18 protein-coding genes are annotated in these 16,488 nt (G+C 75.4%); 8 read left to right on the forward strand and 10 right to left on the reverse strand.

All coding sequences use genetic code 11. The annotated features are described in order from the left end of the window. Window positions 1–37: 37 nt before the first annotated feature. From ACFFKU_RS12380 to ACFFKU_RS12390, 3 genes are all read right to left on the reverse strand, one after another. Window positions 38–859, reverse strand: coding sequence for an alpha/beta fold hydrolase (locus ACFFKU_RS12380; protein WP_380138700.1), 822 nt, complete (start codon window positions 857–859; stop codon window positions 38–40). Window positions 860–923: 64 nt separating this feature from the next. Then, on the reverse strand, window positions 924–1,763 hold the full coding sequence (locus ACFFKU_RS12385) for an undecaprenyl-diphosphate phosphatase (protein ID WP_380138702.1): 840 nt from the start codon (window positions 1,761–1,763) through the stop codon (window positions 924–926). Window positions 1,764–2,001: 238 nt separating this feature from the next. After that, window positions 2,002–2,328 carry a primosomal protein gene (locus ACFFKU_RS12390; RefSeq protein WP_380138339.1) on the reverse strand — a complete coding sequence of 109 codons (327 nt, stop codon included), beginning with the start codon at window positions 2,326–2,328 and terminating at the stop codon, window positions 2,002–2,004. A gap of 37 nt (window positions 2,329–2,365) precedes the next feature. On the opposite strand from ACFFKU_RS12390, the gene ACFFKU_RS12395 reads away from it, so the two are divergent. The 4 genes from ACFFKU_RS12395 (at window position 2,366) to ACFFKU_RS12410 (ending at window position 5,798) form a co-directional block, all read left to right on the forward strand. Beyond that, window positions 2,366–2,611, forward strand: a complete 246-nt coding sequence (locus tag ACFFKU_RS12395) for a DUF5703 family protein (protein ID WP_380138341.1) — start codon at window positions 2,366–2,368, stop codon at window positions 2,609–2,611. 52 nt (window positions 2,612–2,663) lie between these two features. After that, window positions 2,664–4,172: an amino acid permease gene (locus ACFFKU_RS12400; RefSeq protein ID WP_380138343.1), complete on the forward strand. Its 1,509-nt coding sequence runs from the start codon at window positions 2,664–2,666 to the stop codon at window positions 4,170–4,172. Window positions 4,173–4,249: 77 nt separating this feature from the next. Further along, window positions 4,250–5,362: an LLM class flavin-dependent oxidoreductase gene (locus tag ACFFKU_RS12405; RefSeq protein ID WP_380138344.1), complete on the forward strand. Its 1,113-nt coding sequence runs from the start codon at window positions 4,250–4,252 to the stop codon at window positions 5,360–5,362. Continuing rightward, complete coding sequence (locus tag ACFFKU_RS12410) at window positions 5,355–5,798, forward strand: MarR family winged helix-turn-helix transcriptional regulator (protein ID WP_380138346.1); 444 nt, start codon at window positions 5,355–5,357, stop codon at window positions 5,796–5,798. The genes ACFFKU_RS12405 and ACFFKU_RS12410 overlap by 8 nt, the downstream gene beginning before the upstream one ends. A 78-nt stretch (window positions 5,799–5,876) precedes the next feature. On the opposite strand, the gene ACFFKU_RS12415 is transcribed toward ACFFKU_RS12410, so the two are convergent. The 4 genes from ACFFKU_RS12415 to ACFFKU_RS12430 all read right to left on the reverse strand — a co-directional run bounded on the left by ACFFKU_RS12415 (window position 5,877) and on the right by ACFFKU_RS12430 (window position 9,879). Further along, window positions 5,877–7,799: an ABC transporter ATP-binding protein gene (locus ACFFKU_RS12415; protein WP_380138348.1), complete on the reverse strand. Its 1,923-nt coding sequence runs from the start codon at window positions 7,797–7,799 to the stop codon at window positions 5,877–5,879. A gap of 66 nt (window positions 7,800–7,865) precedes the next feature. Next, window positions 7,866–8,381, reverse strand: a complete 516-nt coding sequence (locus ACFFKU_RS12420; RefSeq protein ID WP_380138350.1) for a DUF427 domain-containing protein — start codon at window positions 8,379–8,381, stop codon at window positions 7,866–7,868. A 47-nt stretch (window positions 8,382–8,428) separates the two neighbouring features. Next, the gene (locus ACFFKU_RS12425; protein ID WP_380138352.1) at window positions 8,429–8,620 is read right to left on the reverse strand and encodes a DUF1059 domain-containing protein; all 192 of its coding nucleotides are present in this window, start codon (window positions 8,618–8,620) and stop codon (window positions 8,429–8,431) included. Then, complete coding sequence (locus ACFFKU_RS12430; protein ID WP_380138353.1) at window positions 8,617–9,879, reverse strand: EAL domain-containing protein; 1,263 nt, start codon at window positions 9,877–9,879, stop codon at window positions 8,617–8,619. The genes ACFFKU_RS12425 and ACFFKU_RS12430 overlap by 4 nt, the downstream gene beginning before the upstream one ends. A gap of 189 nt (window positions 9,880–10,068) precedes the next feature. Between ACFFKU_RS12430 and ACFFKU_RS12435 the strand changes: the two genes are divergently transcribed. Both ACFFKU_RS12435 and ACFFKU_RS12440 read left to right on the forward strand, forming a co-directional pair. Beyond that, window positions 10,069–11,319 (forward strand): lytic transglycosylase domain-containing protein, encoded by a 1,251-nt coding sequence (locus tag ACFFKU_RS12435; RefSeq protein ID WP_380138355.1) that lies wholly within the window; start codon window positions 10,069–10,071, stop codon window positions 11,317–11,319. A gap of 44 nt (window positions 11,320–11,363) precedes the next feature. Next, a complete protein-coding gene (locus ACFFKU_RS12440; protein ID WP_380138357.1) occupies window positions 11,364–12,050 on the forward strand; it encodes a pyridoxine/pyridoxamine 5'-phosphate oxidase in 687 nt (228 codons plus the stop codon). Between the two features lie 39 nt (window positions 12,051–12,089). Here ACFFKU_RS12440 and ACFFKU_RS12445 read toward each other — a convergent pair whose 3' ends face one another. Further along, window positions 12,090–12,896 (reverse strand): ABC transporter ATP-binding protein, encoded by an 807-nt coding sequence (locus tag ACFFKU_RS12445; protein WP_380138359.1) that lies wholly within the window; start codon window positions 12,894–12,896, stop codon window positions 12,090–12,092. Between the two features lie 135 nt (window positions 12,897–13,031). On the opposite strand from ACFFKU_RS12445, the gene ACFFKU_RS12450 reads away from it, so the two are divergent. Both ACFFKU_RS12450 and ACFFKU_RS12455 read left to right on the forward strand, forming a co-directional pair. After that, entirely contained in the window at window positions 13,032–13,832 is an 801-nt protein-coding gene (locus ACFFKU_RS12450; RefSeq protein ID WP_380138360.1) for an Rv1486c family protein, read from the forward strand. After that, a complete protein-coding gene (locus ACFFKU_RS12455; RefSeq protein ID WP_380138362.1) occupies window positions 13,829–14,893 on the forward strand; it encodes an FUSC family protein in 1,065 nt (354 codons plus the stop codon). The genes ACFFKU_RS12450 and ACFFKU_RS12455 overlap by 4 nt, the downstream gene beginning before the upstream one ends. On the opposite strand, the gene ACFFKU_RS12460 is transcribed toward ACFFKU_RS12455, so the two are convergent. Next, window positions 14,853–15,410 carry an isoprenylcysteine carboxyl methyltransferase family protein gene (locus ACFFKU_RS12460; protein ID WP_380138364.1) on the reverse strand — a complete coding sequence of 186 codons (558 nt, stop codon included), beginning with the start codon at window positions 15,408–15,410 and terminating at the stop codon, window positions 14,853–14,855. The two genes, ACFFKU_RS12455 and ACFFKU_RS12460, sit on opposite strands and share 41 nt — an antisense overlap. Then, entirely contained in the window at window positions 15,407–16,465 is a 1,059-nt protein-coding gene (locus tag ACFFKU_RS12465; protein ID WP_380138366.1) for a type III polyketide synthase, read from the reverse strand. The genes ACFFKU_RS12460 and ACFFKU_RS12465 overlap by 4 nt, the downstream gene beginning before the upstream one ends. Window positions 16,466–16,488: the final 23 nt, after the last annotated feature.

Below are 16,488 nucleotides of genomic sequence, written 5' to 3' on the forward strand. Positions count from 1 at the left end.
CGGCGCGACGGGTCCCGGACGTGCTCCCCGGGGGTGCTCAGAACAGCGTGTCGCCGCCGAGGAACTGTTGCAGCGGGTCGACGACCTTGCGGGCGGCGCGCAGCAGCGAGTCGTGCCCGCAGCCGGCCGCGACGAGGGCCGTGGCCGCGGGCACGGAGTTGGCCAGCTCGCGGGCGGCGGCGACGAAGTGCTCGGGGCTGCGTTCCCCGGCCAGCAGCAGCGCCCGGGCCGGCAGCCCGGCGTAGGCCTCGGCGGGCGAGTTCAGCTGCAACCCGGCGCGGGTCTCGGCCAGCACCTGCGGCAGCCGCGCGGCGGTGGAACGACCCCAGTCGGTGCGGGCCAGCATCTGCCCGAGGAGGCGCTGGACCCGTTCGGAGCGGGCGAACGGGGTCCGCGACCCCGAGCGCAGGTGGCGGTCGAGGTGGGCCAGGGCGAGGTCGGACTGGCCGGTGGCCAGCGCCCGCGCGGCCTGCTCCAGCGCCTCCTCGGGGACCGACCCGTCCAACGGCAGGACGGCGTCGTAGACCGCGACCCGGTCGATGCTGCGTTCCAGCAGCCCCCCGGCGGCGAGCAGGGCGATCAGCCCCCCGAGGCCGTGGCCGAGGACGAGCCGGGCGCCGGTGGCCTGCAGCACCCGACCGAGCAGGGCCACGTCGTCGGCGACCGCGTAGCGCGCTCCCCCGCCGCCGAGCTCCTCGCGGTCGTAGCGGTGGACGGTGAAGCGCTGCGCGAACCGGTCGGCGACCTTGGCGTAGTCGGCCGCGGCGCGGGCGCCGTGCACCAGCACGAGCCCGGGCCCGCGGCCCTCGACGGTGACGTCCAAGGGGGAGCCGTCGGCGCGGCGGACCCCCTCGATCATCACGGCGTCATCATGCCCTGCGGCCGGTCGCCCTGCGGTCGGGCGCGGGACGCGCGGTCGAGACTCAGAACCCGCTGGCGTTCAGCGCGGGCAGCGCCCCGAACGCGACCAGCGCGTACACCGCCGCCGCCGCCACGAGGCGGTAGACGACGAACACCGTGTAGCTGTGGGTGGAGATGAACCGCATGAGCCAGGCGATGACGGCGTACCCGACGACGAACGCGACGACGGTCGCGATCCCGGTCGCCACCCACGGCACCTGCGCGCCCGAACCGATCTCGTCGAAGAGCTGGTAGAAGCCCGAGAGCACGACCGCGGGGACGGCCAGCAGGAACGAGAAGCGCGCCGCGGCCTCCCGGGTGTAGCCCAGCAGCAGCCCCATCGTGATGGTGCCGCCCGAACGGGACACCCCCGGGATGAGGGCCATGGACTGGGCCAGGCCGAACAGCAGCCCGTGCCCCCACGACAGCTGGTCGAGCGTGCGTTCCTTGCGCCCGAACCGGTCGGCCAGTCCGAGCAGCAGGGCGAACACCCAGAGGGTCGTGCCGATGACCAGGAACCCGCGCAGCCCGCCCTCGATCGCGTCCTTGAACACGAGGCCGAGGACGCTGATCGGGATGGTGCCGAGGATGACCAGCCAGCCCATGCGGGCGTCGGGGTCGTTGCGGGGGATCCGCCCGCGCAGGGCGTTCACCCAGGCGGTGATGATCCGGGCGATGTCGCGGCGGAAGTAGATGAGGACGGCGGCCTCGGTCCCGAGCTGCGCGATCGCGGTGAACGCGGCGCCGGGGTCGCTGCTGCCGATGAGGGTGCCGACGACGGCGAGGTGACCGCTGGAGGAGATGGGCAGGAACTCGGTGAGGCCCTGCACGAGGCCCAGGACCGCGGCGTCGAACCAGCTCATGCTCATGCCCCGACCCCCGCGCGCTCGGGTCGGCGGAGGCGGGCGGCGACGTCGGGCACCGGGGGTGCGAAAAAGGTGGCGGGTGCGGGACGCAGGGTGAGCACGAGCCGGACCCTAGCGGGGGGAGGGACCTCCGCAGGGCCGGACGGAGCCGCCCGGGCGAGGGTGTGGCCGATCCCTCACGATGTCCTCACCGGAGGACGCGGAAGCGTCCGCACCAGCCTCCGCCGCGGACGCCTCAGCGTCGCGAGGCGGGGTCCTCGTCGTCGTCCTCGTCCTCGTCCTCGGACTCGTCGTCGTCGTCGAGGTCCTCGTCGTCCTCGTCGTCCTCGTCGTCGTCGTCGTCCTCGCGGTCGTCCTCCACGTCGTCGTAGAGCACGAAGGGGGTGACCTCGTCGAAGGCGTTGTAGAGGGCCTCGTCGTAGACCTCGAAGGCCTCCGCGACGCGTTGGTAGGCGGCCGCCACGGCGGGGTCGGCCTCGCCACGACGGTTGGACGCGACGTCGAGGTGGGCCTCGAGCGCCGCCACGAGGCGCGCCAGTGCAGCACGCGGATCGGGCGTCATGGGACGACCGTAGCGGAGCGGGGTGACAATGGCACCGATGGTTCCCGTGCAGCGCGTCCCCGATCCCGCCAACCCCGGCTCGCCCGTCCCCGGGCCCGACCCCGCCTTCGAGTACCGGGTCGTCACCCTGGGCCGGGAGACCTCCCGTTCCGACGTGCGCCGACTGCTCACCGAGCACGCCGAGTACGGGCGCTGGGAACTCGCCCGGGTGGTCCTCTACCAGGGCGGGGCCCGGCGGGTCTGGCTGCGCCGCAAGATCATCCGGGTGGCCCGCACGGCCTGAGAGGACTAGGTTCCGCTGCGCACCGCAGGCGAGCAGACGGGGGCAGAAGGCCATGGGCATGTTCCGCACCAAGAGCGTCGAGGACGCGATCGCGACCACCGACGAACCGGGGCACCGTCTCCGCAAGTCCCTGGGGGCCTGGGACCTCACGGTCTTCGGGGTCGGGGTCATCATCGGGACGGGCATCTTCGTCCTGACCGGGGAGGCCGCCGGGACGCGGGCCGGGCCCGCCGTGGCGCTGTCGTTCGTGGTCGCCGGCGTGGTGTGCGCGCTGGCCGCGCTCTGCTACGCAGAGTTCGCCTCGACCGTGCCCGTCGCGGGGTCGGCCTACACGTTCTCCTACGCCAGCCTCGGTGAGGTGGTCGCCTGGATGATCGGCTGGGACCTCATCCTGGAACTGGCGCTCGGTGCCGCCACCGTCGCGGTCGGCTGGTCCGGCTACGCCGCCGACCTGCTGTCGCAGACCCTGGGGCTGGAGCTGCCGGCCTGGTTGTACTCCGACGAGCCCTCGCCGACCTCGCCGAACCTCATCGCGTTCACGATCATCCTGCTGCTCACCGCGGTGCTGTGCCTGGGCACCAAGACCTCGGCCCGCTTCAACACCGTCGTCGTGGCCATCAAGCTCACCGTCGTCGGGATCGTCATCGTCGCCGGGCTGTTCTTCGTGAAGCTCGCGAACTGGTCGCCCTTCGTCCCGCCGAACGGCGCCCCCAGCGCCGGTTCCGGCGAGGCCGCCCCCTCGCTCTGGGCCGACCTCGGGGTCCCGCTCGGGACCTTCGGGGTGGGCGGCATCTTCGTGGCCGCCGCCCTGGTGTTCTTCGCCTTCATCGGCTTCGACATCGTGGCCACCGCGGCCGAGGAGACGAAGAACCCCCAGCGCGACCTGCCCCGCGGGATCTTCGGGTCCCTGGCGATCTGCACGCTGCTCTACGTGCTGGTCTCCCTCGTCATCACCGGGATGGTCCGCTACGACCAGATCAGCATCCAGGCCCCGCTGGCCGACGCGTTCCGTCAGGTGGGCGCCGGCGTGGTCGCGACCCTCATCAGCGTGGGCTCGGTCGTGGGGCTGCTGACGGTGATGATGATCCTGATGCTCGGGCAGAACCGCGTGCTGTTCGCGATGAGCCGCGACGGGCTGATCCCGCCATGGTTCTCCCGGGTCAGCGAGCGCAGCGGGGTGCCGGTGCGGATCACCGCGGTCACCGGCGTGGTCGTCGCCGTCGTCGCCGCGCTGGTGCCGATCGGGGATCTCGCCCACATGGTCAACATCGGGACGCTGTTCGCCTTCGTCCTGGTCTCGATCGGCGTCATCGTGCTGCGCCGCAACCGTCCCGACCTCCCCCGGGCGTTCCGGATGCCGGGCGTGCCGGTGCTGCCGGTGCTGGCGGCGGTCCTGAGCATCGCGCTGATGGGGTTCCTGCCCCTGGACAGCTGGATCCGGCTCGGCATCTGGATGGCCATCGGGATGGTCGTCTACCTGGCCTACGGCTACCGGCGTTCGCGGCTGGCCGACCCGGGTCGGGCCCGCGCCGGGGCCGGCACCGACCGGCAGGGTGGTTGAGAGTTGGAATAGATCCCGGGCTCCGCTAGCTTGGGTCAGGTACATGCAGATGCATGGACCTGAGACGAGGAGCGGTCATGCAGTTCGGGATCTTCACCGTCGGCGACGTCACCCCCGACCCGACCACCGGGCGCACCCCCACCGAGGCGGAGCGGATCAAGGCGATGGTCACCATCGCCGAGCACGCCGAGGCCGTCGGCCTGGACGTGTTCGCGACCGGTGAGCACCACAACCCGCCGTTCGTGCCCTCCTCGCCGACGACGATGCTCGGCTACGTCGCGGCCCGGACCTCGCGCATCACGCTGTCCACCTCGACCACCCTCATCACCACGAACGACCCGGTGAAGATCGCCGAGGACTACGCGATGCTGCAGCACCTGGCCGACGGCCGGGTGGACCTCATGCTCGGGCGCGGCAACACCGGGCCGGTCTACCCGTGGTTCGGCCAGGACATCGCCAAGAGCGTCGAGCTGACCGTGGAGAACTACCAGCTGCTGCGCCGGCTCTGGGACGAGGAGGTCGTGACCTGGGAGGGGCAGTTCCGTACGCCCCTGCAGTCGTTCACCTCGACCCCGCGCCCGCTCGACGGCGTCGCGCCGTTCGTCTGGCACGGCTCGATCCGGACCCCGCAGGTGGCCGAGATCGCGGCGTACTTCGGGGACGGCTACTTCGCCAACAACATCTTCTGGCCGAAGGAGCACTACATCCGCCTCATCGAGCTCTACCGGCAGCGGTGGGCCCACTACGGGCACGGCGCCCCGGAGCAGGCGATCGTCGGCCTGGGCGGGCAGGTGTTCATGCGCAAGAACTCCCAGGACGCCGTCCGGGAGTTCCGGCCCTACTTCGACAACGCCCCGGTCTACGGGCACGGGCCCTCGCTGGAGGACTTCACCGCGCAGACGCCGCTGACCGTCGGGACCCCGGAGCAGGTGGTCGAGAAGACGCTGACGTTCCAGGAGTTCTTCGGCGACTACCAGCGCCAGCTGTTCCTGATCGACCACGCCGGTCTGCCCCTGAAGACCGTGCTGGAACAGCTGGACCTGCTGGGCGGTGAGGTGGTCCCGGTGCTGCGCAAGGAGTTCGAGGCGCGCCGACCCGCCCACGTCCCCTCCGACCCCCCCGGCCACGCCTCCCGCGTCGCCGCCCGGGCCGGGCTGGACACGGTGGCCCCGACGAGCCTGAGTGCCTGAACCGGGCCGCACCGCCGCCGCGGTCGAGGCCTGGGAGGCGCTGTTCCGGCTGCAGTCCACGCTGCTGCGGCGCTTCGAGGCCGAGGACGTGTGGGGAGCGGAGGGGTTGCGCGGTTACGACGTGCTCTGGACGCTCGGCCGGTGCCCGCAGCAGCGGGCCCGACTCGGTGAGCTGTCGGCCTCCGTGCTGCTCCCGCAACCCTCGCTGAGCCGGCTCGTCGACCGGCTGGCGCAGCGGGGGCTGCTGCGGCGCGAGGCCGACCCGCAGGACGGCCGCGGCGTGCTCGTCGTCCTCACCGAAGACGGCGCCCGCCGTCAGCGGGAGATCGGCGGGCGGCACGCCGCCGGGATCGCCCGCCAGCTCGCCGACGCCGACCCCGCCGACCTCACCGCACTGACCGACGTCTGCCGCACCCTCACCGCCACCCTTCCCTGACCGACCCGCCCCCCGTGATCAAGGAATCGCCGGTCCGGAATTCCTTGATCACGGCGGGGATGGGGGCCGCGACGAACCTCAGCGCTCCGCCGATTCCTTGATCACGGTGGGCGCGGTGGAGGCGGGGGTGGGGGTGGGGGTGGAGGCGGAGGGGCGGAACTGCAGGCGGTGCAGCTCGGCGTAGCGACCGCCGGCGGCGGTCAGCTCGTCGTGGGTCCCGCGCTCGACGATCCGTCCGCCCTCGAGGACCAGGATCTCGTCGGCGTCGCGGACGGTGGAGAGCCGGTGGGCGATGACCAGGGCCGTGCGCCCGGCGAGCGCCTCGTCGAGCGCGGCCTGGACGGCGGCCTCGGAGCCGGAGTCCAGCGAGGCGGTGGCCTCGTCCAGCACCACCACGCTCGGGCGGGCCAGCAGCAACCGCGCGATGGTCAGCCGCTGCCGCTCCCCGCCGGAGAACCGGTACCCGCGCTCGCCGACGACGGTGTCCAACCCCTCGGGCAGCGACTCCACCAGCGGTCCGAGCCGGGCCCGGCGGAGGGCGTCGAGCAGCTCCTCGTCGGTGGCCTCCGGCCGGGCCAGCCGCAGGTTGGAGCGCAACGACTCGTGGAACAGGTGCCCGTCCTGGGTGACCACCCCGACGGTGCGACGCAACGACTCCGCGGTGACGTCGCGCACGTCGTGGCCGCCCACCAGGACGGCGCCGCCGTTCACGTCGTACAGCCGCGACAGCAGGGCCGCGATCGTCGACTTGCCCGCGCCCGAGGATCCCACCAGCGCGACGACCCGCCCGGGCGCGACCGTGAAGGAGACGTCGTGCAGGACGGGCTCCCCGCCGCGGGCGTCGAGCCGGGCGACGTCCTCCAGCGAGGCCAGCGACACCTCCGAGGCGGCCGGGTAGGCGAAGTCCACGTGCCGGAACTCGACCGTCACCGGCTCGTCGGGCAGGGCGAGCGCCCCGGGCTTCTCCCGGACCAGCGGGACGAGGTCCAGCACCTCGAAGACCCGCTGGAAGCTGACCAGCGCGCTCATGATGTCGACCCGGGCGCCGGCCAGCGCCGTCAGCGGCGCGTAGAGCCGGGTCAGCATGAGCGCCAGGGTGACGATGTCGCCGGTGTCGAGACGACCGGCGACGGCGGCCGCCCCGCCCACGCCGTAGACGAGGGCCAGTGCGAGGGCGGAGACCAGGGTCAGCGCGGTCAGGAACACCGACTGCAGCATCGAGCTGCGCACCCCGATGTCGCGCACCCGGCGGGCGGCCTCGGCGAAGGCGCGCGACTCCTCCGCCGGTCGCCCGAACAGTTTCACCAGGGTCGCCCCGGGGGCCGAGAACCGTTCCGTGCTCTGGGTGGTCATCGCCGCGTTGAGCTGCGCCTGGGTGCGCGAGAGCTGGGCCAGGCGCCGCCCCATCCGACGGGCGGGCAGGACGAAGACCGGCAGCAGCACCAGGGCCATGAGCGTGATCTGCCAGGAGATCGAGGCCATCACCACTCCGGTGAGGACCACCGCGACGACGTTGCTGACCACCCCGGACAGGGTCCCCGAGAACGCCCGCTGGGCCCCGAGGACGTCGTTGTTCAGCCGACTCACCAACGCCCCGGTGCGGGTGCGGGTGAAGAACGCGACCGGCATCCGCTGGACGTGGTCGAAGACGCGCGTGCGCAGGTCCAGGATCAGGTCCTCCCCCAGCCGGGAGGACAGCCAGCGCACGAGCAGCCCCACGCCGGCCTCGGCCAGCGCGACCGCGGCGATCAGCAGGGCCAGGATCGTCACCGTCCGACCGTCGTCGCGCGAGATCGCCTCGACGACCCGACCGGCCAGCACCGGGGTGGCGACGGCGAGCACGGAGACCACGACGCTGCCCACGACGAAGGCGGTGAGCCACCAGCGCCGGTCACGGGCCATGGCCAGGATCCGGCGCACGGTCTCGCGGTCGAAACGACGCTCCTCCTGCGCCGACATGGCGCTCCACATCGAGGTGCGCCCGACCATGTCCATGCTCATGGGGCCGACGCTAGGGCGGCGCGCCACCACCCGCGAACCCGCCGCGCGCCGCCGTGGCGCCCGGGCTCACCACCCGTGGGTGCCGTGCTCGCCCTTGAACGGCCCGACGACGTCGTCGGTGATCCAGCCGCCGTAGAAACCCCCGGCCTGCGGTCGGACCAGCTCGTCGTCGAGGTGGCAGACGAGGCGTCCCGGGTAGAACGCGAACGCCCCGGCCAGCGGGGCGTAGTCGGCGTGCGGCAACGGGTAGGTCCAGGCCGCCGAGGGCAGCAGGACGCGGCCCTGCGCGTCGAGGACGTCGTGGTAGACCGCCTCGCCCTTGAACTCGCACCAGCTTCGGTCGTCGTTGGCCCGCACCCGGCGCGGGTCGACCACCGACCGGGCCAGGTAGTAGGTGGGCGGGTGCGACGTCTCCAGCACCCGCCAGGCCCTGCCGCTGCCGGCCGGGGCCTCGCCCAGCAGGGTTCCGTCGCGGTCGGCCACCCGCACCCGCCGGCGGGCCACCTCCACGCGCGGGGGCCGCGGGTAGTCCCAGACCGATTCCTGACCGGGTCCGCACGGTTCGCGGTGCACGGGGCGCATCCGCCGATCCTGCTCCCCCGGCGGGCCGGGCACCAGACCCGTCCGGTTCAGGCGGCGCCGTCCTCGGGGACCTCGTGGATGCCGGCGCGCACCGCGGCGACGAGGTCGGCGGGCAGGTCGGTCAGCCCGTGGTCGTCGCGGGCGTGCGCGGCGACCGAGGCGAGGACGCCCGCCTCGTCGGAGGCCTGGAAGCTCGCGTCGCAGCCGGGGACGACGTCCCCGCAGCGGAAGGCCTTCATGCGCCGACTCCTTGAGGGTGCGCGACCTGGGGGTGGGTGACCTGGGGGTGGGCGACCTGGGGATGGAGGACCTCGGGGCGGGGCACCGGGGGGTGCTCCACCGGGACCTGGGCGGCGGCCAGGTCGATGACGAGGTCCTCGACCCCGACCAGGCCGACGAACCGACCCGTCTCGTCGGTGCAGACGACGGGGTCGAAGCGCCGACCGGTGGGGCGCGAGACCGCGCGCACGGCGACGTCGCCCACCCGCGTCCCGGGGTCCACGCAGGTCAGTTCGGTGACGGCGCGCGAACCGGTGACGTCGGGGAGCACGACCGCGACCGGCACGTCGCGGTCGTCGAGGACGACGGTGGTGCAGCCCTCGACCTCGGCGACCGCATGGGCGACCGCCAGGTCGAGCGTGGTCCGGGGCCGACGGGCCAACCGGCTCACCGGACTCACCGGGCCGGTCGGTCCCGGTTCGTCGGCGGTGCGGGGACCGGGGGTGGACCGGTCCGAGCCGGCGAGCAGGGCCGCGGCGCCGGGATCGAGCCGGGCGAACCCGCCGCGCGGTCGGGCCAGCAGGAAGCCCTGGACGAGGGGCACCCCCATCGTCCGCAGCACGTCGAGCTCGGCCACGGTCTCGACACCCTCGGCCACGACCCAGGCGTCGAGCCGGGCCGCGCACTCGCCCACCAGCTGCACGACGGAGCGCTTCATCAGGTCCGACTCCAGCCCGCGGATGAGCTGCAGGTCGATCTTGATCAGGTCCGGTCGCGTCAGCGCGAGCCGCAGCAGCCCCGAGTGCCCGGCCCCGACGTCGTCGAGGGCCACCAGACCGCCGCGGTCGCGCCAGGCGTCGAGCGGACCGACCAGGTCGGCGGAGTCGACCTCGGCGTGCTCGGTGACCTCCAGCACCAGACCCCGCCGCTCGCCCGCCAGCAGCTGCGCGACGAAGGCAGGGGTGAGCAGGGCGTCCGGGGTGACGTTGACGGTGAGGAACGTGCCGTGCGGGAGGCGGACCCGTTCCTGCAGCACCGATTGCAGGACCAGTGCGTCGAGCTCGGCCGCCCGCCCGAGGTGGGCCGCGGCCGCGAACCACTCCCCCGGGCCGCGGCGGCGGCCCTCGATCGCGACCCCGAAGCGACCGAGCGCCTCGTAGCCTGCGACGCGCCGGGCGGCGACGTCCACGACCGGTTGCAGCGCCAGGGAGAACGCGGCCGGCTGCGCCAGCAGGGCGTCGATCCGCCGACGCCAGCCCACCCTCGCCGTCACGTCCACGTGGTCTCCCCGCTCGCCGAGCCCCCGAGGGCAGCGTCGCCCCTGATCACCGCTTCACGCAGCATACTGACGCCTACCCTCAGTTAAGGCATATCGAGGAACGTCCCCCCGACGGGGGGCAGGACGATCATGGTTCGCCAACCCCGCGGACTCAAGCGCGGGCCCGGACGATCCGACCACCACGAGGTGATGACCTCGCGCCGGCTCCGGCGCCCCGGGACCGGACCCGTCGGGTCCGCGGGGACGGGCCGGGTCCTGGTCCGCGGCGGGCTGCTCGCGTCGGTCCTGGTCGCGACCCTCCTCGCGCCCGCTCCGGCGGACGCCGTCGCGCCCCCGGCCCCGCCGAGCGCGGCGGCCACCTCCTCCGGCACCCCCGCAGGCGTCCCCACGGCCACCCCGACCACGGCCACCCCGACCACGGCCGCCGAGGCCCGCGCGGCCGCCACCGAGGCCCGGGCCGCGGCCGACCGGGCCGCCCGGGCCGCGGCCGACCTCGACGTGCAGCTGGCCGCCGGTCGACGCGCGGTCGAGGAGGCGGTCTCGCTCGACGTGGACGCCACCCTCTCCCTCGACGGACGGCTCCGGGCGCGCTCGCAGGCCACCCGGGACAGCGCCCGGCAGGTCCGCCGCCTCTACATGGCCGGGGCCGGCGGCGCCCTGCGGGACAGCGCCCTCGGCGCAGTCCTCGCCGGCTCCGACCCGCTCGGCGAGGCCTCGGCCCGTGCCGTCGTGCAGCGCTCGGCGCTGCGGCGCGACCAGGAGACCACCGCGGCCGCCGAACGGTCCCTGACCGAAGCCCGCGGGGCGGCCGACGCCGCCGAGGCCGAGGCCCTGGCCCGGATCAGCGCGCTGCGCGAGACCGCGGCCGCCGCCTCGACCCTGGCCGACGACCTCGCCGCAGCCCGGGCGCGGGCCGCGGAGCTGGACGGGCTGGGGACCCGGCTGGCCGCGGACGAACGGGTGGCCCGCGAACGGGCGGCGGCGGCGCAGGCCCTCGCCCGGGCCGAGGCCGCCGCCGACCGCAGCCAGCGGGCCGCCGCCGGCAGCGTCGCCGGCGTGGGGGTGCGGGCCGTGCCCGCCGACTACGCCGCCCTGTACGCCGCGGCCGCCCCCACCTGCCCGGGGATGCGCCGTCAGCTCCTCTCCGCCGTCGGGCAGGTCGAGAGCGGGCACGGTCGCACCGTCGGACCGTCCTCGGCCGGGGCCCGCGGACCGATGCAGTTCATGCCGGCGACCTTCGCGGCCTACGCCGTCGACGGGGACGGCGACGGTCGTACGGACGTCCAGGATCCCGCCGACGCCGTGTTCACCGCGGCGGCCTACCTGTGCGCCAACGGCGCCGGGACCGGCCGGGACGGCGAGGCCCGGGCCCTGTTCCGCTACAACCACGCCGACTGGTACGTGCAGCTGGTCCAGCGGATCGCCGACGGCACCCCCTGAGCACCGGCGACCGCTCCCGTGACCGATGCCCTAGATTCTCCGCTGTGAGTGCTGTGCCCGCTCCCGTCCCCGGCGAACCGGCCCGGTCGTGGTTGCGGGGCCTGCCCCTGCTGCGGTCCACCACCCCGCCCTTCGACCCGGCCTCCGCCGACCCCGACCCGCTGCGCCTGTTCTGGGACTGGATCGTCGAGGCCGCGCAGGCCGGGGAACCCGAACCCCAGGCCGTCGTGCTGTCCACGGTGGACGCCGGAGGCCGTCCCGACGCCCGCACCATGTCCCTCAAGGACCTCGACGCCGGGGCCTTCTGGGTCGCGGGCGGGGCCACCAGCCCCAAGGGCCGTCAGCTCGACCTCTCCCCGGTGGCCGCCCTCGTCTTCTACTGGCCGAGCCGCGGTCGGCAGGTCCGGGTCCGCGGCCAGGTCCTCTCCGGCACCCCGGAGCGGACGGCCCGCGACTTCCGCGAGCGGGGCGAGGCGGCGCGCACGGCCTCGCTGCACGCCCGGCAGTCCGACCCCGTCGAGGCCACCATGGACGTGCAGGCCGAGATCGACGAGGTCAAGGACCTCATCACCGCCGACCCGGCCATGGTCGCCCCCACCTGGCGGACCTGGGGCGTGCGCGCCTCGCGGGTCGAGTTCTGGCAGTCCCACCCGGCCCGGCGCCACCTGCGGCTGCGCTACGACGAACGCCCCGACGGGCGCGGCTACACGCAGACGCTGCTCTGGCCCTGAGCCCGGGCCCGGACCGGCGGGGCCCGGCGCCCGCCAGGCTCAGACCGCGCGGGCGGAGAACCGGTCGCCGCGGCGCTCCAGGCGCAGGGACAACCCGAACGTCTCGCTCAACCGCTTGGAGCTGAGCACCTTCGGCGCCTCCCCCGCGGCCACGACCCGCCCCTCGCGCAGCAGCAGCGCATGGGTCGTCCCGACCGGGATCTCCTCGACGTGGTGGGTGACCATCACGCTGGTCGGCGCGTCGGCGTCGGCGGCCAGCGCGGTCAGCCGCCGCAGCAGGTCCTCGCGCCCGCCCAGGTCCAACCCGCCGGCCGGTTCGTCGAGCAGCAGCAGCTCCGGGTCGGTCATCAGCGCCCGGGCGATCTGGGTGCGCTTGCGCTCACCGTCGCTGAGCGTCCCGAACGCCCGCGTGCCCAGGGCCCCCACCCCCAGCAGGTCCAGCAGGTGCCGGGCCCGGTCGACGTCGGCGTCCTCGTAGCGCTCCCGCCAGCGGCCGGTCACGCCGTAGGCCGCCGTGACGACCACGTCGAGCACCCGTTCGTGGCCCGGGACCTGCCCGGCCAGGGTCGTGGAGGCGAGCCCGATCCGGGGCCGCAGCTCGAACACGTCCACCCGGCCCAGGCGCTCGCCGAGGATGCCGACCGTGCCGGTGGTCGGGAACAGCCGGGCGGCGGCGACCCCGACCAGGGTCGACTTGCCGGCCCCGTTCGGTCCGAGCACGACCCAGCGCTGCCCCGAGCCGACCTGCAGGTCGACCGCGTCGAGCAGCACGCTCGTCCCGCGCCGGACGGTGACCGCCTCGAGGTCCAGGACGTCACGGTCGGCGAGCGGCGCGGCAGGGCTCATGGGCGGCAACCCTAACCAGCCGGGGGCCGGCTCCCGCCAGGGCCCGGGCCGCGGGTCCGGAGGGCGCCACGGGGGCGCCGCGGGAAGGTGGGAACCGGGCGGGGACCGGGCGCGGAAGGCCCTAGGGTCGACGGCGTGCTCGACCTCCCCCGCTCCGTCCGGCTGGCCGCCTGGGGCTCGGCCGTCCTCGCCGGGCGGGCCGACCTCACCACCGCCCTCGCCGCGGTGCAGGGTCACGACCAGCCGCACACGGTGGCCTGGCCCGCCGACGTGGACGGTCTGCCGGCCCTGCCCCGGTTGCGACCCGACGACCTGACCGTGCTGCTGGCAGCCCTGGCCGAGTCGGCCCCCGGTCAGGTGCTGCTGGCGCTGCCCGTGCCCGGTGACCCCAGCGGGCTGCCCGGCCCGGCCGCCGTGAACATCGCCGCGCTGCAGGCCGAGGAGTGCGTCGTCGTCGAGCTGGCCGCGACGCCCGCGCGGTGGGCCCTCATCCCGGAGGTCCGGTCCTTCGGTTCGGAGCTGGAACCCGGCGTGGACGTGACCTGGACGGCGGCCGTGGCCGCCCCGCGCCGGGCGCCCGAGTCCTCCTCGCTGGCCGAGTCCGAGCGCGAGCTGCGCACCGCGCTGGCCACGGCGGCCCGGGTGCTGGCCGACCTCGACGTCGCCCGCTGGCGCGAGGACGCCGCCCGGCGCATCGAGGAGGTCCGCGCCGGGGCCCTGGCCCCCGACACCCTGCCCCCCTCGACCCCGCCGCGGGCGGCCCGGGTGCTGGCCAGCGCCGCGCAGGTGCTGGCCATCGTCGAGCTCGCCGTGGAGGACGACGGGGCCGCACTCACCGGCCACGAGGCCGGGGCCCGCACCCGAGCCCTGCGCGAGGTCGGGACGGTCGCCCGGCGCGCGCTGGTGACGGCGGTGAACGTCCCCGGTCCGGCGTGACCACGGGCTGGCGAGCCCTCGCCGAGGGCCTGGTGACGGTGCGGGCGGCGCCCGGTTCCGGGCCCGCGGCGCTGCGCACGAGCCTCTGCGTGCTGCTGCCGCTGGCGCTGCTGCTGCTCACGGACTCCCTGGCGCTGGCCGGCTACGCGGTGTTCGGGGCCTTCGCGGCCGTCTACGGCGGGGCGCGGCCCAGTGCCGGGCGGTGGCGGGTGCAGGCGGTGGCCGGGGTGGTCCTCTCCGCCGCGGTCGCCACCGGTGCCCTCGCCGCCGCGGGCGGCTCGCCGGGGCTCCTGCTGGTCCTGGTCGGCGTGCTCTGGGCGCTCGCGGCGGGCTGGCTCTCCGACCGGCTCGGCTGGGTGCCCCCGGGGCCGATGTTCGCCGTGTTCGCCGCGACGACCGCGGCCTCGGTCCCCGCCGGGGCGATCGCCGGCGTCCCCGCCGGGGCCCCCCAGGTGCTGGCCGCGGCCGGGTCGGTCACCGCGGTGGCGGCCGTGTCGGTGCTGCTCGGCGTGCTGGAGGTGCGTCGGCGCGGGGTGCGGGCCCCCGCCCCCGCCCGGGCCCCGTCCTCCGGCCCCCGCGAGCGCCGGGCGCACGCGGTGCGGGTGGCGACCGCGGTGGCCCTGGCCGGGGCGCTGGCCGTCCCGGTGGCGGAGCGGACCGGGACGAGCCACCCGTCCTGGGCCATGGTCGCGGCGGTCGTCCCCCTGGCGGTCCCCCGGCTGGCGGCCCAGCTGAGCCGGGGTCTGCTGCGGGTCGCCGGGACGGTCGTCGGGCTCGCGGTGGCGGCCGGGCTGCTGGCCGCCGACCTGCCCCCGGTCGCGATCGTCGCCGTGGTCGTGGCGCTGCAGGCGGCCACCGAGCTGCTGGTGGTGCGTCACTACGGCCTGGCCATGGTGGCGATCACGCCGCTGGCGCTGCTGCTGGGGCAGCTCGCCGCACCGCAACCGGTCGGCTCCCTGCTGCTGGCCCGGCTGCTGGAGACCGTCCTCGGGGTCGCGGTGGGGGCGGCGGTGGCAGTCCTCAGCGCCCCGGGCGTCCGGGCCCGGTTGCGGCGGGGCTGAGCCCCCGCAGCGCCCGTTCCTCGGTCGGGATCCGGAACCCCAGCAGCAGCACGGCGTTGAGGACGGTGAAGACGACCGCCGTGACCCAGCAGCCGTGCACCAGGGGCAGGGCGACCCCCTCCAGCACGACGGCCACGTAGTTGGGGTGCCGCAACCACCGCAGCCGGTAGGGGCCGCGGGTGACCGTGGGGGCCCCGGGCACGACGACGACCCGGGTGTTCCACTGCCGTCCGAGGGTGGCGATGCACCACCAGCGCAGGGCCTGGGCGAGGACGACCAGGGCGAGCGCGGGCCAGCCCAGCGCCGGGACGAAGGCGCGCCCGGCCAGGTGGACCTCGACCAGGCAGGCGAGCAGCAACCCCGTGTGCAGGGCGACCATCGGCCCGAAGTGGCCCCGGCCGGTCTCCCGCCCGCCGCGGGCGAACGCCCAGCGCGCGTTGCGGGTCGACACCACCAGCTCGGCGACCCGCTCCAGCCCGGTGGCCAGCACCAGGACGGTGAACCAGGTGACGCTCACGACGCGCTCCAGCCCAGGACGAGGGACTGCGCGCTGATCCCGGGCCCCACGGCGGCCAGCACCGTCCGGTCCCCGCTGCCGTGCGGCCGGTCCCAGCCCGCGGCCAGGGTGTGCAGCACGGCCGCGGAGCTGAGGTTGCCGACCTCGGCCAGGGTCTGCCGGGAGGGGTCCAACCGGCCGCGGGCCAGCCCCAGGCCGTCCTCGTAGGCGTCGATGACGGCGGGCCCGCCGGAGTGCACGACCCAGTCCGCGGGGACGTCCTCGCCGCGGTCGCGCAGCCAGGCGGCGAGGTCGGGGGCGAGCCGGTCGCGGACGAGGCCGGGCATGCGGGGCGAGAGCACGATCCGGAAACCGGCCGCGGACAGCTCGAAACCGAGCGCGGCCGTCTCCTCGGGGTAGAGGTGCGAACGGGCGGCGAGGACGTCGTGGCCGGGGTGCCCCGCGGCGCGGTCGTCACCGACGACGACCGCGGCGGCCGCGCCGTCGCCGAAGAGTCCCGCGGCGACCACGTCGGCCCGTTCCGGGTGCTCCGTCCGCACGGTGAGGGAGCAGAGCTCGACGGCGAGCACGACCGCGACCCCGTCCGGACGGGACCGGGCCCAGTCCGCGGCGAGCGCCAGACCGCCCGCCCCCGCGGCGCAGCCCAGTCCGAAGGAGGGCCAGCGCAGGACGTGCGGGGTCAGTCCCGCCCGCGCGGCGACGGTCGCGTCGACCGAGGGCGCCCCGACCCCGGTGACCGTGGTGAACAGCAGCAACCCCACGTCGGCCGGTCCCACACCGGCCCGGTCCAGCGCGCCCTCCAGCGCGCGGACCCCCAGCCCGGTCGCCAGCTCCGGGTAGGCCTGCTGGGCCGCGTCGAAGCCGGACCGGCGCGTGTAGTCGGCCAGCGGCCGGGCCAGGTGACGGGTCCGCACCCCGCAGGCGGCGTGCACCCGGCGCAGCAGCTCGGCCTCCCCCGGCCCCGACGTCATCAGCCCGACGAGGGCCTCGGCGATGTCGGCCTGCTCGTGCCGGTGGGCCGGCAGGACCGGATGGACGGCGGTGATGCGGGGCACCCGCCCGACTCTGGCACCGTCGT

The sequence above is a fragment of the Kineococcus gynurae genome, from assembly GCF_042433995.1.
In the GTDB taxonomy this organism is placed as follows: Bacteria; Actinomycetota; Actinomycetes; order Actinomycetales; family Kineococcaceae; genus Kineococcus; species Kineococcus gynurae.

Coding starts and splice junctions, on each gene's coding strand:
- ACFFKU_RS12380 (WP_380138700.1), bottom strand. CDS start 859: ATGATCGAGGGGGTCCGCCGCGCCGACGGCTCCCCCTTGGACGTCACC.
- ACFFKU_RS12385 (WP_380138702.1), bottom strand. CDS start 1,763: ATGAGCTGGTTCGACGCCGCGGTCCTGGGCCTCGTGCAGGGCCTCACC.
- ACFFKU_RS12390 (WP_380138339.1), bottom strand. CDS start 2,328: ATGACGCCCGATCCGCGTGCTGCACTGGCGCGCCTCGTGGCGGCGCTC.
- ACFFKU_RS12395 (WP_380138341.1), top strand. CDS start 2,366: ATGGTTCCCGTGCAGCGCGTCCCCGATCCCGCCAACCCCGGCTCGCCC.
- ACFFKU_RS12400 (WP_380138343.1), top strand. CDS start 2,664: ATGGGCATGTTCCGCACCAAGAGCGTCGAGGACGCGATCGCGACCACC.
- ACFFKU_RS12405 (WP_380138344.1), top strand. CDS start 4,250: ATGCAGTTCGGGATCTTCACCGTCGGCGACGTCACCCCCGACCCGACC.
- ACFFKU_RS12415 (WP_380138348.1), bottom strand. CDS start 7,799: ATGAGCATGGACATGGTCGGGCGCACCTCGATGTGGAGCGCCATGTCG.
- ACFFKU_RS12420 (WP_380138350.1), bottom strand. CDS start 8,381: ATGCGCCCCGTGCACCGCGAACCGTGCGGACCCGGTCAGGAATCGGTC.
- ACFFKU_RS12425 (WP_380138352.1), bottom strand. CDS start 8,620: ATGAAGGCCTTCCGCTGCGGGGACGTCGTCCCCGGCTGCGACGCGAGC.
- ACFFKU_RS12435 (WP_380138355.1), top strand. CDS start 10,069: ATGACCTCGCGCCGGCTCCGGCGCCCCGGGACCGGACCCGTCGGGTCC.
- ACFFKU_RS12445 (WP_380138359.1), bottom strand. CDS start 12,896: ATGAGCCCTGCCGCGCCGCTCGCCGACCGTGACGTCCTGGACCTCGAG.